The 14,241-nt window shown below is 60.2% G+C and carries 15 protein-coding genes and 1 riboswitch; of the genes, 6 read left to right on the top strand and 9 right to left on the bottom strand.

What is annotated here, in order from left to right; translation table 11 throughout:
• Window positions 1–3: 3 nt before the first annotated feature.
• A complete protein-coding gene (locus tag A8O26_RS13660) occupies window positions 4–486 on the bottom strand; it encodes a GNAT family N-acetyltransferase (RefSeq protein ID WP_064118501.1) in 483 nt (160 codons plus the stop codon).
• A 304-nt stretch (window positions 487–790) separates the two neighbouring features.
• Here A8O26_RS13660 and panB point away from each other — a divergent pair, with 304 nt between their 5' ends.
• Window positions 791–1,606, top strand: coding sequence for a 3-methyl-2-oxobutanoate hydroxymethyltransferase (gene panB / locus A8O26_RS13655; RefSeq protein WP_064118500.1), 816 nt, complete (start codon window positions 791–793; stop codon window positions 1,604–1,606).
• Here the strand turns inward: panB and A8O26_RS13650 are convergent, their stop codons facing one another.
• The 3 genes from A8O26_RS13650 to A8O26_RS13640 form a co-directional block, all read right to left on the bottom strand.
• Window positions 1,607–3,007, bottom strand: a complete 1,401-nt coding sequence (locus tag A8O26_RS13650) for a PLP-dependent aminotransferase family protein (protein ID WP_064118499.1) — start codon at window positions 3,005–3,007, stop codon at window positions 1,607–1,609. It lies immediately after the preceding gene.
• A 93-nt stretch (window positions 3,008–3,100) separates the two neighbouring features.
• Entirely contained in the window at window positions 3,101–4,153 is a 1,053-nt protein-coding gene (locus tag A8O26_RS13645; protein ID WP_064118498.1) for an NAD(P)/FAD-dependent oxidoreductase, read from the bottom strand.
• A gap of 103 nt (window positions 4,154–4,256) precedes the next feature.
• The gene (locus tag A8O26_RS13640; protein ID WP_064118497.1) at window positions 4,257–4,733 is read right to left on the bottom strand and encodes a hemerythrin domain-containing protein; all 477 of its coding nucleotides are present in this window, start codon (window positions 4,731–4,733) and stop codon (window positions 4,257–4,259) included.
• A gap of 317 nt (window positions 4,734–5,050) precedes the next feature.
• On the opposite strand from A8O26_RS13640, the gene A8O26_RS13635 reads away from it, so the two are divergent.
• Window positions 5,051–6,277: a zinc-dependent alcohol dehydrogenase gene (locus tag A8O26_RS13635; protein ID WP_064118496.1), complete on the top strand. Its 1,227-nt coding sequence runs from the start codon at window positions 5,051–5,053 to the stop codon at window positions 6,275–6,277.
• A 60-nt stretch (window positions 6,278–6,337) separates the two neighbouring features.
• Here A8O26_RS13635 and A8O26_RS13630 read toward each other — a convergent pair whose 3' ends face one another.
• The 4 genes from A8O26_RS13630 to A8O26_RS13615 are packed head-to-tail and all read right to left on the bottom strand — an operon-like array spanning window position 6,338 to window position 9,812.
• Window positions 6,338–6,541, bottom strand: coding sequence for a PLD nuclease N-terminal domain-containing protein (locus A8O26_RS13630; RefSeq protein ID WP_007916127.1), 204 nt, complete (start codon window positions 6,539–6,541; stop codon window positions 6,338–6,340).
• Between the two features lie 54 nt (window positions 6,542–6,595).
• Window positions 6,596–7,519 (bottom strand): ABC transporter substrate-binding protein, encoded by a 924-nt coding sequence (locus A8O26_RS13625; RefSeq protein WP_064118495.1) that lies wholly within the window; start codon window positions 7,517–7,519, stop codon window positions 6,596–6,598.
• Window positions 7,516–7,875, bottom strand: coding sequence for a (2Fe-2S) ferredoxin domain-containing protein (locus A8O26_RS13620; RefSeq protein WP_064118494.1), 360 nt, complete (start codon window positions 7,873–7,875; stop codon window positions 7,516–7,518). The genes A8O26_RS13625 and A8O26_RS13620 overlap by 4 nt, the downstream gene beginning before the upstream one ends.
• Window positions 7,875–9,812 (bottom strand): TonB-dependent receptor plug domain-containing protein, encoded by a 1,938-nt coding sequence (locus A8O26_RS13615; RefSeq protein WP_064118493.1) that lies wholly within the window; start codon window positions 9,810–9,812, stop codon window positions 7,875–7,877. The genes A8O26_RS13620 and A8O26_RS13615 overlap by 1 nt, the downstream gene beginning before the upstream one ends.
• A 92-nt stretch (window positions 9,813–9,904) precedes the next feature.
• Window positions 9,905–10,110: riboswitch (cobalamin riboswitch) on the bottom strand.
• Between the two features lie 245 nt (window positions 10,111–10,355).
• Between A8O26_RS13615 and A8O26_RS13610 the strand changes: the two genes are divergently transcribed.
• The 4 genes from A8O26_RS13610 to A8O26_RS13595 all read left to right on the top strand — a co-directional run bounded on the left by A8O26_RS13610 (window position 10,356) and on the right by A8O26_RS13595 (window position 13,777).
• On the top strand, window positions 10,356–10,778 hold the full coding sequence (locus tag A8O26_RS13610; protein ID WP_064118492.1) for a MerR family transcriptional regulator: 423 nt from the start codon (window positions 10,356–10,358) through the stop codon (window positions 10,776–10,778).
• Between the two features lie 78 nt (window positions 10,779–10,856).
• Window positions 10,857–12,083: an NADH:flavin oxidoreductase/NADH oxidase family protein gene (locus tag A8O26_RS13605; RefSeq protein ID WP_064118491.1), complete on the top strand. Its 1,227-nt coding sequence runs from the start codon at window positions 10,857–10,859 to the stop codon at window positions 12,081–12,083.
• A 73-nt stretch (window positions 12,084–12,156) separates the two neighbouring features.
• Window positions 12,157–13,284, top strand: coding sequence for a saccharopine dehydrogenase family protein (locus tag A8O26_RS13600; protein WP_064118490.1), 1,128 nt, complete (start codon window positions 12,157–12,159; stop codon window positions 13,282–13,284).
• Between the two features lies 1 nt (window position 13,285).
• Window positions 13,286–13,777 carry a DUF2269 family protein gene (locus A8O26_RS13595; RefSeq protein WP_064118489.1) on the top strand — a complete coding sequence of 164 codons (492 nt, stop codon included), beginning with the start codon at window positions 13,286–13,288 and terminating at the stop codon, window positions 13,775–13,777.
• Here the strand turns inward: A8O26_RS13595 and A8O26_RS13590 are convergent.
• On the bottom strand, window positions 13,761–14,228 hold the full coding sequence (locus A8O26_RS13590) for a thiol-disulfide oxidoreductase DCC family protein (RefSeq protein WP_064118488.1): 468 nt from the start codon (window positions 14,226–14,228) through the stop codon (window positions 13,761–13,763). The genes A8O26_RS13595 and A8O26_RS13590 overlap by 17 nt on opposite strands.
• Between the last annotated feature and the right edge of the window lie 13 nt (window positions 14,229–14,241).

Below are 14,241 nucleotides of genomic sequence, written 5' to 3'. Positions count from 1 at the left end.
TCCTTACAATCGAACGCCCATCTCCAGGGCACGGGTCTCGAAACCGAACTCGGCATACATGCGCACCGCACGCTCGTTGAAAGGCCAGACTGTCAAGCGCAAGTCCTGCGCATTCTGCTCGATGGCCCAGTCCTTAATCCGTTGAATCAGTGCGCGGCCAATGCCTTTGCCCCAGAACGGCTCGGCGACACACACCGAGCCGATGCGAACAACATTCTGCGGCTGCATCAACGGCCCGGAACTGGCGGACAGGTTGGCGGTAATGAATGCAACGGCCTGGTCGGCCACGCTAGCGAGAAACACAACATGGCCCGGTTTCTCGAAAACGCCGGACCAGTGCGGCAAATCACGGGAAAAGTCTGCGGTCGCGGCGGCGTAAATGTCCGGGCGGGCCTCGTGGTGTACCGAATTGAGTAACTGGCCCAGCTCGCACATTTTCAATGCATCGTCAGGTGTGGCGGTGCGGTAGGTAATGGTTGCTTCCATGATGACTTCCGTTTCCAGTTGTAGCCCGTGATCAGAACCGATCGGTTGACCGTTGTATCAGCCACTTATCCTGCGATAAACGGCGAGATAAAGCATCCGAAAGGTTGTGCGCATTTTCCAGGACGAAGCCTGAGGTGGGAAGCGCCTGGGTTGCTTTTTCGGGCCAATCTGTACATTGAATATTGCTGCGTTAAACCAATAATCGAGCGCTCGAATCCTTGGGAATTGGGCATTGTATGCAAGCAATAAACATTCATTTCGACGACATTCAGGGCGCGCGGGCAATCGGTTCGCAGGTGCGCTCATGAGTCTGCATACCCGCACCAGACGCCTGACCGTACCGCAACTGGTCGCGATGAAAGGCCAGCAGAAAATCGTCTCGCTCACGGCGTATTCCAGTGCGATCGCCAAGCTGATCGACCCCATCGTCGACTTCATTCTGATCGGCGACTCGACGGCCATGGTCGGTTATGGCCGCGCCTCGACACTGAGCATGCAGCTCGAAGAAATCATCGGCCACACGCGGGCGGTGGTCGATAGTACGCGCCTGGCCTGTGTGGTGGCCGACATGCCGTTCGGCAGTTATCAGGAATCCCACGAGCAGGCCTTTCGCAATTGCGCTCAGGTGTTGGCGCGTTCCGGTTGCGACGCGGTCAAACTGGAAGCCAACCAGGCCATGGCGTCGACCGTCGAGTTTCTCGTGGCGCGCGGGATTCCGGTCATGGCGCATGTCGGGCTGATGCCGCAGTTCGTCAATGTCATGGGCGGTTTCAAGGCCCAGGGCCTGACCGCTGAAACCGGCGCGCTGATTGCCGAAGACGCCCGGGCCAATCTCGATGCCGGTGCCTTCAGTCTGTTGCTCGAAGGGGTAGCGGAGGGCGTGGCGCGGCAGATTACGCTGGACTCGACAATGCCCACCATCGGCATTGGCGCCTCACCGGCCTGCGACGGGCAGGTGCTGGTCACCGAAGATGTACTCGGACTGGGCGGTGGGCAGCCGCCGCGCTTTGTCAAACAGTACGCCGATGTCGGCGCGGTGATCAGCGAGGCTTGCGCGCAGTTCGCCGACGATGTGCGCCATGGCCGCTTTCCTGAAGCGCGGCATTGTTATGGACTCTAGTTACGCCGGATGTTCTGCGCCGATAGCTTGCGCCAGTTGTCTCACCGCGTGGCCGATGTCTTTGTCCCAATCGACGGTGTAGCTCAGGCGCACGTACTGTTGCCAGGCGCCTTGCTGACTGAAGATCTCGCCGGGAGCGATGACGATCCGCTCGGCCAGCAGGCGTTCGAACACCCGTTGCATGTCGATCGGACGCACAGCCTTGAGCCAGAAGCTCGCACCACCTTGCGGGGCGACGACCTGCCACTGGTCGTTGCCGTGCTCTTCCAGCAAGGTCTGCAGCTGTTGCATGCGCTTGAACAACAGCCCGCGCAGCGTCGTCAGGTGCTGGTCGATGCGCCTGGAACCGTAGAGTCTGGCAATCGCTTTCTGCCGCATCGGCGAGAGACGAAATCCGCGCTGCATAAACAGTCGATGAAATGACGCGGTCTGCTGGCGACACAGCACGTAGCCGTAGGGCGCTTCGCCGCCCATGATTTTGTCGAATGTCGAGAACACCAGCAGCTTGTGCGGATCGGCAAAATCGCGATAGCGCGGCGCTGACTCGGCGAAACACAACTCGCCCCACGTGTCGTTTTCGAACAGCCAGATATCGCGCTCGGCCAGCCAGTCACAGATCTGCTGCTTGTCGTGGGCCGGCATCAACTGGCCCTGAGGAATATTCACCGTGGAGGAAAACACCGCCAGGCGCACCGGTTCGCGCATCAGTAACGCCTTCAATGCAGGCAGGTTGAAGCGGCCGTCATCGTCGAGGCGCATCTCGATCACACGGATGTTGGCCGCCTGCAACTGGCGCAGAATCGCCCAAGAGCAGGGCGATTCGACCAGCGCTACAGTGCCGCCGAGGTTCAAGGCGTCGAGCGACAATTCCAATACGCTGCGCAAGTCCGCGCCGATGTACACGTGTTCGGCCTGCCAGTGGCCGTGCGCGGAACGGGTGTAGCGTTCAGCCAGCGCCGCGCGCAATTCGGGCTCGCCGAGTGGCTGATAAAGCGGCGCGTGCGAGCGCGGGTATTGGCGGGTCAGTTCGCGCTCGATTGTCAACAACGGACCTTGTAGCGACAACAGCATCGCCGGGGCATCGCTGCTCAGGGCCAGCATGGAGGGCTGACGGGCACTGGCGAAAACGTTGTCCAGCAGGCTGTCTGCGCTGGCCGTCACAGGCGCCGCCGGTGTTCCCCGGGTGAAATAACCGAACCTGGCTTTGGCGTGGATTCTGCCTTCGTCTTCAAGCAGTGCGTAGGCGTATTTGGTCGTCGACACCGAAACGCCGAGGCGCAGGGCCAGTTGTCGCAGGGATGGCAGTTTCTGTTCAGTCGTGCCTCTGGCCGCATCGATCAACCCGACGAGGTAGTGGTAGACCTCCTGATAGGCGAATGAAGCGTCCTTGCGTACCGTCAATGCTGCTCTCCTTTTGTACTTCGATTTACCACTGCCCGGAATGACGATGCATTGCCGCGCAGACCCCAGCTGCAAAACGTCGGCAAGTCTAAATCAAGCCTGAACGAAGCGCTCTGGGCGGCACGGCTCAAGGGCGGCAGATGACTGGCGATCAAGCAGCTCTTCACTGGCGAGGCGCCCGACGATTGCCGCCAGCGTCACCCCGGGATGCATCGCGCAAACGTAAACCCCGCCGACACCGGGCAGGTAACCGACAACGGGGATGCCATCAGCGGGTATCGGCCTCAGCCCGACGGCGACGGTTTGCGGCTCTATGGAAACTACCCCGTGAAGTTCACTGTGTATGGCTTCGGCGGTGCGCCAGGCGATGTCTGTCGGCGAGTTACCCGGCGCCTCTCCCAGATAATCTTCAGCGGCCAGCAACGTGCCGTCGGCATTTTGCCGAACTTCCATTTCGGGGCTGGAAATGATGCCTTTGACGAGGTCCGGTTGGGTCTTGTAGCGGATGAAAATGGCCGGCGAGGCGTCGATGGGCAGGCAGACGTTGAGCATCTGCGTTAACTGTTGGGTACCGGTCCCCGCTGCAAGCACAACAAGGTCGGCATTGATCGTGCCCGTTGTGGTTTCAACGCCGCTCACGGCTGCGTTGCAGATTTTGAAACCGGTCACTCGGGTTTGCGTAAGCAGCGTCGCTCCCAGCGCCTGGGCGCCGGCAATCAAGGCGTGGGTGGCCTGTACGGCGTCGAGCGCGCCTTCTTCAGCGCTGTATAGCGCGTAAGGCGGTGGATGCTTCAGGTTGGGTTCGTGTACAAGGATCTCGGGGCGGTTTATCAACGCTGTCAAAGCGCAGCTCTGCGCAGATTCGCTGTACGACAAAGCTCCGGTCCAGCGAATCTGCAAATCCGGCAACTCGATTTCGAGTCGGCGGTATTCCTCGATGGCCGCACCGCGCAATTGCGCAATCGGATCCGCGCCAGCGTGCGTGGTATTGATCCAGGCGAAAGAGCTTGCCGTGACGCCACTCGCGATCTCGCCGGCCTCGATCAACCTGACCTGCGCACCTTTGGCAGCCAGGTGATACGCAAGGGAGGCGCCGACGATGCCCGCACCCACCACTACAATTCGCTCGCATGCGTTCTGCTTCATTTCAACACTCCCTGTTGTCGACGCGCTGATCCTGCAACAGTGAGGCAATGCGAGCAACCAGAAAAAAGCCCGGCCAAAGCCGGGCTCGGACGCTTGCAACGAATTAAGCAGCCATATTTCCTGCGGCCATTTCCTTTTTGTAGCTGGCCTTCATGGCTTCCATCTGCGCGCCCAGCTCTTCGAGTTTTTCCTTGCCGAGAAGCTTTTTCGCCTGAGGAAACATTTCCGTTTCCTCCTCTTCGATATGGTGTTCAAGCAGTTCCTTGACCACTTTCACCCGGCCGGAAAACTCCGGGGTGCCCGGGTCGGTGAGTTTCAGATCGGGCAGCACCAGCGAGTCGACGGTGCGATGTTCTTCCTTGGCTTCGAAGTACATGACGTCCTGTTCTTTGCTGCCGGCAGCCTTGAAGGCGGGGTAGAGGATTTCCTCTTCGAGGCGGGTATGGATGGAAATTTCCATTTCCAGCTTGCCCAGCAGCTCGACACGTTTTTTCAGCGCGCGCTCGGTCGATTCGCTCAGTTGGCTCAGGATGTCTTTGACTTTGGCATGATCGGCTTTGAGTAGGTCGATGGCGTTCATGGCGTTGCCTCTGCTGTCACGGAGTGAACACAGGCCGTTGTCTCACGGATCTGTGAATGCCCTGAACCCACAGCATTTGGCGTGCCAATCGGGGAGCGAAGTTCAAGCGCGATGAATCAAGGGGTTTGCGACGGCACAGGCAAAAAGCCTTCGTGCAGGCTGCATGAAACGGGGGTCGCAGGCATTGCAGATCACCGCTTCGCCGCAAGTGTTGGCCCGCTGATCCGAATGTGCGAAAGCGTTCTGAACTCGTTTTGGCGTTGCCCTGCCGTATGGGAGACAGCAGCCATTTTACTCAAGCGATCGAGGAACTCACCATGCGAGCAATGACCTATCACGGCGCCCATGACGTCAGAGTCGAAACCGTGCCGGACCCGAAACTGGAAGCCGACGACGACATCATTCTGCGGGTGACGGCCACGGCGATTTGTGGCTCCGACCTGCACTTGTATCGGGGCAAGATTCCGACTGTCGAGCATGGCGATATCTTCGGCCATGAATTCATGGGCATCGTCGAGGAAACCGGTTCGGCGGTGACTGCGGTGCAGCCCGGTGACCGCGTGGTGATTCCGTTCGTGATTGCCTGCGGCGACTGTTTTTTCTGTCAGCAGGAACTGTATGCCGCATGCGAAACCACTAACAGCGGCCCCGGTTCAGCGATGAACAAGAAAGTCATTCCGCCGCCTGCTGCGTTGTTTGGCTATAGCCGTCTGTACGGTGGCATCCCCGGAGGCCAAGCGGAATTGGTCCGAGTGCCGAAGGCCAATATGGGGCCGTTCAAAGTGCCGGGGACACTCTCGGACGAGAAGGTGTTGTTCCTCTCGGACATCCTGCCGACCGCCTGGCAAGCCGTGACCAATACTGGCATCGGTCAGGGTTCAAACATCGCGATTTACGGTGCCGGACCGGTTGGCCTGCTCAGCGCTGCATGCGCGAAGATGCTCGGCGCCGAACGTATTTTCATGGTCGATCACCACCCGTATCGGCTCGACTACGCGCAACGTACTTATGGCGTGATACCGATCAACTTCGATGACGACGATGACCCGGCCGATACGATTATTCGCCAGACCCCGGGCAGTCGTGGCGTCGATGCCGTGATTGATGCCGTAGGGTTCGAAGCCAAGGGCAGCACCACCGAAACGATCCTCGCCACGCTCAAGCTTGAGGGCAGCAGCGGCAAAGCGTTACGCCAGTGCATCGCGGCTGTGCGGCGCGGCGGGGTGGTGAGCGTGCCGGGCGTGTATTCGGGCTTCATCCACGGTTTTCTGTTCGGCGATGCCTTCGACAAGGGCCTGACGTTCAAAATGGGCCAGACCCATGTGCAGCGCTACTTGCCGGAGCTGCTCGGCTACATTGAAACCGGCGCCTTGCAACCCGACGCAATCATCACTCATCGGCTGTCTCTCGAGCAGGCCGCCGAGGGTTACAAGATCTTCGACAAAAAAGAGGAAAACTGCCGCAAGGTCATCCTGACCCCCGGCAGCAGTGACGTGCCGCTGGCGCAGATGGAGGAGATGCCGCCGTTGGTGCCCGTCAGTTGATCAAACGTGATCAGCGGGGCGCTGCCGATGGCAAGCCCCGCATCACGGCGTTGAATCGAGTTACGACGCCGAATGCTGACTGACATGCTTGGGCCCCGCCAGCGCCCAGGCAATCAAGCCAAACAACGGTACAAACACGATCAGTACGATCCACACGCCTTTATTGCTCGCTTTCCCCTCGCTCTTGCGCACCCGATTGATGGCCCAGAGTTCGATAAGCAGAAGAACTGCCGCCAGTACGATCCACACGGTTTCGATTTGCATTGGCTACCTCCTGATGGTCTGTGCGTTAGGCGGCGTGTGGTGCGGCGGGTTCATTTATTTTTTGTTCAAGGCGTCGAGCTGGCGGGCCAGCTCCAATGCCACTCGACCGCTGTTGAGGGTGGGCAGCAAATGGGTGAAGGGGATGTCGATCAGGCGGTTTTCACGCACGGCGCGCAGTTGCGAGAGCACGGGATCGTGGGTCAGCAGATAGCGTTTACGGCTGGCCGGCGACCATTGCGCATCGGCTAGCAGAATCACGTCGGGGTCGCTGGCCAGCAGGGTTTCGCTGTTCACCGTCACTCGATAGAGGTTGATGTCGGCAAACACATTGCGCGCACCGACGGCGGCCAGCAGCGGCGTGACAAAGCCGCGTCGGCCTTCGCTGTCGAGGCCTTTGACCTCGCTGTCGAGATAGAACACCGACAGCGGTTTACCCGCACCGGCCAAGGCCCGGGCACTGGCAAGATCGGCATCCATGGCTTCGCTCAATTGCCGCGCCTGCGACTGTTTGTGCAGCAGTTGGCCCAGCGTCAGCAAGTCCTTGCGCACAAGCGCGAAGTAATCCAGCGAATGGCCGTTGCAGGCTGACTCCAGCAAATACGAGCCGACACCGTTGCGCGCCAGCCCTGAGCGGGAAGTCACACCGGTTCCGAACGCGGTGGCGAAACCGCCGATCACCAGATCCGGCTTCTGCGCATACAACACCTCGCTGGACGGGTACTGCCGCGCGATCACCGGCACGCCGAAATACTCGGACGGCAGCTGCCCGGCAGTGGTGTCATCCAGGTAGGCGACGCCGATCAACGATGGCCCCGCGCCCAATGCCAATACGATGTCGGCCGCATGCTGGTTGAGCGCCACAATCCGCGAGGGCGGTGTGGGTGCCTGGCGCCAGTCTTCGCCGCAATTGCTGAAATTGTCGGCGAGCACCGCTGACGAGCAGAGCAGGGCGCCGAACAAACATAAAAGTCTCCTCATGTCCGCGCCTTGATCAGCAAATCCTCGACCACGTCACCGCCGACCAGATGCACTTCGACCAGTCGCTGCACGTCCGCGTTGCTGTGCACGCCATACCAGCAGCGTTCCGGATACACCGTCAGGATCGGCCCCCGATTGCACGGAAACTGGCAGTGCGTGCGGGTCAGCAACACGCCGCCCGGGGTCTCGATGCGATCGTGCTCCAGCAGATGCCGACGCAAGGTTTTCCATAACTGCTGGGCGCCGCGCTGAGTACAGCGCGGGCCGGTGCAGATGAACACATGACGCGCATGCTCGGGCACATGTGACCAGTCCGGGTGCGAGTCGACGCCGTCGACAGGGCTGATTTCACTCATCAGAAGCGGTACGTGTAGCGCACTTCGGAGGTGAACGGCCGGCCGAGGTTGTCGACGTTACTCGAACGGCTGGTAACGTAATCGCGGTCGAACAGGTTCTCCACCAGCAGACTGACACGGTGTTGGTGGGCATTGTCGAGGTAGCGATAAGCGTCGGCATCGACCACCGAATAGTGGCCGTATTCGACCTGTTTCGAACTGGTGATGTCGCGGATATAGCGGATCGCGCCGCCGGCGCCCCACAGGCGATTTTCCGACTCGTAACCCACACGGGAGCGAGCGAAGAAGCTCGGGATATCATTGATGGTCGCCCCCGTGCGTGATTCGGTGAGGTTGCGGGTCATGTCCGCTTGCAGACTCCACTGATCGTTGAGCGCCAGCTTCGCATCGGCCTCGAAACCACGCATGCGCACCTGACCTTCGCCGTTGACCCACTGAATGTCGTCGAGGGTGATCAGGTCGTCGATCTTGCGTTTGAACAGGGTCACGCTGGCGCTGAATTCGCGATCCAGCAGGAAGCCTTTGTAGTCGACACCCAGTTCCGCGTTGCGGCTTTTTTCCGGCTTGAGATTGCGGTTACCGATCTCGTCGCCCGGTTCGTTGACGAACAGTTGCTCGGCGTTCGGCAGTTTGTAAGCGCTGCCATATTGGCCACGCACCGACCAGTTGTCGTTGAGGTCATACAGCGAAGTGAGCATGCCGACCGTGGCGCCGTCGCCGCCACTCATGGCTTCGTGACGCACGCCGATGCTCGGGTGCCAGTTCGGCAGGGCGTCGATCTGCGGGCGCAATTGCGTGTAGACGGCGTGGGCTTCGGCCTTGTCGTTGTCGATGACCAGCACATCGTCCTGGCCCTTGAACCATTGGTTGTCGGTGCCGAACACCAGTACATGGCCTCCGGGCAATTGTGCTTTGCCCTCGGCCTGCACACCCCAATCGGTGAAGCCCCAATAGTCATTGTGGTTGATGACTTTGGTGCCGCCGCCGGCGACGTTGTTGATGCGCGTGTAGCGCGTGTCCCAATCGTTGATATGGCCTTTGACGAAGTAGCTCAGGCGCTCGTTGATGTTCTGTTCGAACGTCGCGGTAGCGATCTGTTGAACGCGGTCGTTGGTGGTCTTGTGGTTGTCGACCGGGCGGGCGAAATCGAGGTTGGCGTCGGCGTATTGGTAGAACAGTTCCAGCCGCGAATCATCGCCGAACGATTGGATTACCTTGCCGCCGAACGTAGTGACTTCGTAGGCGCGATCCTTGCCGGAGTCGTTTTTCATGTCGCGATTGCGATACGGCTGGTAACCGTCGGAGACGTTGTGGCTGACGTAGGCCAGCAAACCGAGATCGCCGAAACCGTTAGTGAAAATATTCTCGACCCGCGCATCTTCGCTGGTGCCGCCAAAGCTATCCACGCCCAGGTTCACCTCGCCGGCGGCTTTGCGGCTCTGCGGGCTGCGGGTGACGATGTTGATCACCCCCGAAACGGCTTGGGTGCCGAACAACAGGCTCTGGCCGCCCTTGAGCACTTCGATGCGTTCGATGGCGTTGGCCGGCAGAGTGTCCAGGTACAGGCCGCCGTACAGGCGATTGTTCAGGCGCACGCCGTCGAGCAGGATCAGCGTGTCGTCGTTGCGCCCGCCGAGCAACGAATAAGTGCCGTAGTCGAACGGGCCGTTTTTCGGCGCAACGTAGAGGCCGGGAATGAACATCTGCATCACGCGGCTGACATCGGCGCTGGGGCCGGCGCGTTCGATCTGCTCGCGGCTGACAATCTCGACCTTGCTGCCGAACTTCGCCATGTCGGCGACGGTGGTGGATTCCACGGACGGTGCAGAAACGATTTGCTGATTGAGTTCCAGCGGCGCGTCGTCGGCCAGCAGCAGCGGGCTGAACAGGCAGCCAAGCAACAGGGAGGGAGCAGAAGTGTTGAAAGGTCGAATCATTGTCTTCTCGAAAAGGATCTTCGCAGAAGAGCATGCAGGAGAAGGCATCGCGCACAGCCAATACCGGCCCATGCCCGCCCACCGCAGGATTTTGCCAAACAGCATTTCAGGCCGGTCTCCGGGCTCGCGCGTATCGAGGCTTTCACCTTCCCATGGCCGTCTGGCCACAGTGGTGTATCGAAAGCATCACGCGCCTACCGTTGCGGGGGCAGCACCGGACTTGTTCGAAAAGAACGTACCGGTTTCCCGTTTCACCCCATGCACGGCGGCAGGGGGCACCTGAAACAGGGCGGCATCTGAACATTCGACAGACCGTTCGTCAACTTTCCCGGGTGCGTACTCTTCTAGCCACTGTGGGAGCGAGCTTGCTCGCGAATGCGTGGTGTCAATCAACAATGATGTAACTGACCCGGCCTCTTCGCGAGCAAGCTCGCTCCCACAGGATCTCTGCTCTGCATTAAAAACAGGTCGAGGTCGCACTTGGTCGTTTGATAGGTGAAGGGTTAAAGTTCACTTCAAAGTCGATCACTGCTCAGGTGAAACATGAAAATCGGTGAACTGGCAAAAATCAGCGGCCTGGCGCCTTCGCGCATCCGCTTTTATGAGGCGAGCGGGCTGATCAAATCGGTCGGGCGCAAAGCCAACGGCTATCGCGATTACGCCCCGGAAACCGAGTGGATTCTGCAAATCATCACCGGTGCACAGTCGGCGGGGTTTTCCTTGGAGGAAATCCGCCAGTTACTGCCGGTGAATGCGCAGGACTGGCAGCACGAAGAGATGCTGATCGGACTCAAGCGCAAGGTCGAGGAAATCGAAGTGCTGCAGCAGCGCCTGGCGCACAACAAGGCGCAACTGCTGCGCGTCATCCACGGCATCGAGAGCAAACCGGCGGACGTCGGCTGTGCGGACAACGCGCAGTTGTTGATCAATCAGATGCGCAAGGAGAAGGCCGTCTCGGTCAAATAATCAACGTTGATAAAAAGCTCTTGACCTTAAAGTTCGCTTTAATCTTATGGTTGCCGCACGCCCAAACGAGGATTCCTCATGAACGTGTTCGACAGCCTGTTGCTTCCCAACGGTTCCACCCTCAAAAACCGCATCGCCAAAGCCGCCATGGAAGAAAACATGGCCGACGCCGATCAGGCGCCGTCCGAGCAACTGATGCGCCTGTATCAAGCCTGGGCCGACGGCGGTGCCGGTTTGCTCATCACTGGCAACGTCATGGTCGATGGCCGCGCGATGACCGGGCCGGGCGGCGTGGTGTTGCAGGATGATCAGCAACTGGCCAAGTTCAAGCGTTGGGCGCAGGTCGGCCGTTCCGGCGGTGCGCAGTTCTGGTTGCAGATCAACCACCCCGGCCGACAGATGCAGGCCAACCTCGGCCAGAAAACCTGGGCGCCATCGGCGGTCCCGCTGAGCATGGGCAGCCTGTCCAGGCATTTCTCCACGCCGCATGCGATGACAGCCCGCGTGATCGCAGACGTCATTCAGCGCTTCGCGCGCACCGCGCAACTCGGCGAGCAAGCCGGGTTCACTGGCGTGGAAATCCACGCCGCGCACGGCTATTTGTTGAGCCAGTTTTTGTCGCCGCTGACCAATCAGCGCACGGACGAGTGGGGCGGGTCTCTGGAGAATCGCGCGCGGCTGTTGCTCGACATCGTCAAGGCTGTACGGCAGGTGGTTTCACCGAGTTTTGCCGTGGCGGTGAAGCTCAATTCAGCTGATTTCCAGCGCGGCGGATTCAGTGCTGATGACGCGCGTCAGGTGGTTGTAATGCTCAATGATCTGGGCGTGGATCTGGTCGAACTGTCCGGCGGCAGTTACGAAGCGCCGGCCATGCAGGGCGAGGCGCGCGATGGCCGCACTCTCGCGCGCGAGGCGTATTTTGTCGAGTTCGCCCAAGACATCCAGAAAGTCGCGCGGATGCCAGTGATGGTCACCGGTGGCGTGCGCCGTCGGCCGATCGCTGAAATGGTCGTTAACAGTGGCGTGGACATGGTCGGCATCGGCACTGCGCTGGCCATCGATCCGAACCTGCCGCGTGACTGGCTGCAGGGCAAGGACAGCGCCCCCGAACTGCCACCGATCACCTGGAAGAACAAAGCCATGGCGTCGCTGGCCAACATGGCGGTGGTCAAGTTCCAGTTGCGCAAACTCAGTCAGGCGCAAAAGCCCGATCCGCGCGTGTCACCGCTGCGCGCGCTGATCATGCAGCAAATCGGCAATGCCTTGCGTACGCGTCAGTACCGCAAATGGGTGGCGAACAACTGATCTGAATGGCTTGCTGACGTTCGGCCCTATATCCTGCACGCCTGTGTGATGGAACGACTTAGGGAAGAATTGCATGCCGTTCAGGGTGATGGTGGTCGGTGGTTACGGAAATTTCGGCAGCATCGTCTGCCGGCATCTGGCGCTGATGCCGGATGTCGAACTGGTGCTTTCGGGGCGCGATCCGCGCAAGTTGCAAAGCAAACTCGATGAGCTCAACAGTAAATCAGCCAACGTCTGCGCAGGCTGGTGCGGCGATGCCATGGGCGGCGAATTCAGATCCGCATTGAGCGCGCTGAACATTCAGTTGGTCGTCCACACCGGCGGGCCGTTTCAAGGGCAATCCTATGCGGTCGCCGAGAGCTGCATCGATGCCGGCGTGAACTACTGCGATCTCGCGGATTGCCGCACTTTCGTCAACGGCATCGACGTGCTCGACGCACGTGCGAAACAGGCTGGCGTGGCGATCCTCAGCGGTTGCAGCTCGGTGCCGACGTTGTCGTCGGCGATCATCGATGAACAGCGCCAACGCTTTTCACGCATCGACTCGATCGAGCACGGCATTTCTTCATCGGCAAAAATGCCCGGGCTGTCGACCATCGAAGGCGTACTCGCTTACGCCGGCAAACCGATCAAGCAACTGAAAAACGGCAAGGTGCATGAGGTGTCCGGCTGGCTGGATCTGACCTTGCGCAAAATGCCGCAGATGGGCACCCGACTGCTGGCCAACGTCGATGTGCCGGACATGGACATCTTCGCCAGCCGTTATGGCGCGCAGACCCTGAAGTTCAAGGCCGGCGCCGGGCTGAAACTCGGCGGCATCGCCAACGGCCTGCTGGCTCAGGCACTGAAAGTCGGACTGGTGCGCGACCATGCGCTGTGGGCGGCCAGACTGCATCGCCTCGGCCTGCACTTCGAACGTTTCGGCGATGGCAAAAGTGCGATGTACATCGACGTTCAAGGTTTGGGTGTCGACGGCAAACCGCTGTCGATGACCGCGCAACTCACCGCCCTGAACGACAAAGGCCCGGAAATCCCCAGCTGCGCCGCCGTCGCGCTGGCGACAAAAATGGCCTCAGGCTACGTGCCATCCGCCGGCGCCCGACCGTGCGTGGGCGAAATCAGCGTCGCCGAATACATGGCCGCCATCAACGACCCGGCCAACCTGAGCCTGGCCGTGAACTACTCGGACGGGCAGCGCTGACATGCTCTACCTGAGCCTGAAATACCTGCACATCATCGCCGCGATCTTCCTGTTCGGTTTCGGCATGGGCTCCTACCTCTACCTGATCGCCGCCAGCCGCACGCGCAACCCGCAAGTGATTGCCCACGTCGCGCGCATGGTCGTCGGCTTCGACACATGGATTACCACGCCGGCCGGTTTCGTGCAGATCATCACGGGTTATGTGCTGATGCGACTTTCCGGGCTGAACATGAGCACCGAGTGGGTGCTGGCATCGTTGATCATCTTCTTCTGCGTCGGCGCGCTGTGGTTACCGGTACTGCTGTTGCAGAAACGCCTGTGCGTGATGGCGGCGAATGCGAGCGAGGCGGGCGCGGGGCTGGATGAGCAATATCAAGCCGTGTACCGCAAATGGTTCTGGATGGGCGTGATGGGTTTCGCCGGGATGTTCGTCATCGTGCTGATGATGGTCACGAAGATGACCCCGGTGCAGCTGTTCAGCTTTCTGCTTTAGCTGCAGTGGCTTTCAGGAAGCGTTGTTCATGGTCCGGAGTAGGAAGCAGGCAGGTGTCGTACTTGCCGAACAGGCGATAACGGTTTAGCGCGATGCGGTCGTAGGCCCAGTCGCGCAGGCCTCGCGGGAAGACGCGCAGCAATCGCAATGGCTGCCAGCGGGCGGGTAATTGGCTGATGACTTCGAAGAAGGCGTCTGAGCGTTCCCAGTAGTGGTGGTCGCGGATGACGGCCATGGTGTCGAATTGGTCCACTGGCAGGCCGGCCCATGCGAGGAGGGCTTGGCCTTCGGGAGATTGCACGGAGGCCAGGCGTACGCGACGTTCGTGGTCGTGGCGGATCAGGAAGCGCGCCCAGCCGTTGCAGAGTTTGCAGACGCCGTCGAAGAGGACGACGGATTCGCCCGGATTGAGTAGCGGGGCGGGGGTTGGGCGTTTTATTGAGGTGGGCATGGGTGGTCGTTCT

The organism is Pseudomonas fluorescens, from assembly GCF_001648775.1.
Lineage (GTDB): Bacteria > Pseudomonadota > Gammaproteobacteria > Pseudomonadales > Pseudomonadaceae > Aquipseudomonas > Aquipseudomonas fluorescens_M.
This window is presented reverse-complemented; position numbering and strand designations above follow the sequence as displayed.

Coding starts and splice junctions, on each gene's coding strand:
- A8O26_RS13660 (WP_064118501.1), bottom strand. CDS start 486: ATGGAAGCAACCATTACCTACCGCACCGCCACACCTGACGATGCATTG.
- panB (WP_064118500.1), top strand. CDS start 791: ATGAGTCTGCATACCCGCACCAGACGCCTGACCGTACCGCAACTGGTC.
- A8O26_RS13645 (WP_064118498.1), bottom strand. CDS start 4,153: ATGAAGCAGAACGCATGCGAGCGAATTGTAGTGGTGGGTGCGGGCATC.
- A8O26_RS13640 (WP_064118497.1), bottom strand. CDS start 4,733: ATGAACGCCATCGACCTACTCAAAGCCGATCATGCCAAAGTCAAAGAC.
- A8O26_RS13635 (WP_064118496.1), top strand. CDS start 5,051: ATGCGAGCAATGACCTATCACGGCGCCCATGACGTCAGAGTCGAAACC.
- A8O26_RS13630 (WP_007916127.1), bottom strand. CDS start 6,541: ATGCAAATCGAAACCGTGTGGATCGTACTGGCGGCAGTTCTTCTGCTT.
- A8O26_RS13625 (WP_064118495.1), bottom strand. CDS start 7,519: ATGAGGAGACTTTTATGTTTGTTCGGCGCCCTGCTCTGCTCGTCAGCG.
- A8O26_RS13620 (WP_064118494.1), bottom strand. CDS start 7,875: ATGAGTGAAATCAGCCCTGTCGACGGCGTCGACTCGCACCCGGACTGG.
- A8O26_RS13615 (WP_064118493.1), bottom strand. CDS start 9,812: ATGATTCGACCTTTCAACACTTCTGCTCCCTCCCTGTTGCTTGGCTGC.
- A8O26_RS13610 (WP_064118492.1), top strand. CDS start 10,356: ATGAAAATCGGTGAACTGGCAAAAATCAGCGGCCTGGCGCCTTCGCGC.
- A8O26_RS13605 (WP_064118491.1), top strand. CDS start 10,857: ATGAACGTGTTCGACAGCCTGTTGCTTCCCAACGGTTCCACCCTCAAA.
- A8O26_RS13600 (WP_064118490.1), top strand. CDS start 12,157: ATGCCGTTCAGGGTGATGGTGGTCGGTGGTTACGGAAATTTCGGCAGC.
- A8O26_RS13595 (WP_064118489.1), top strand. CDS start 13,286: ATGCTCTACCTGAGCCTGAAATACCTGCACATCATCGCCGCGATCTTC.
- A8O26_RS13590 (WP_064118488.1), bottom strand. CDS start 14,228: ATGCCCACCTCAATAAAACGCCCAACCCCCGCCCCGCTACTCAATCCG.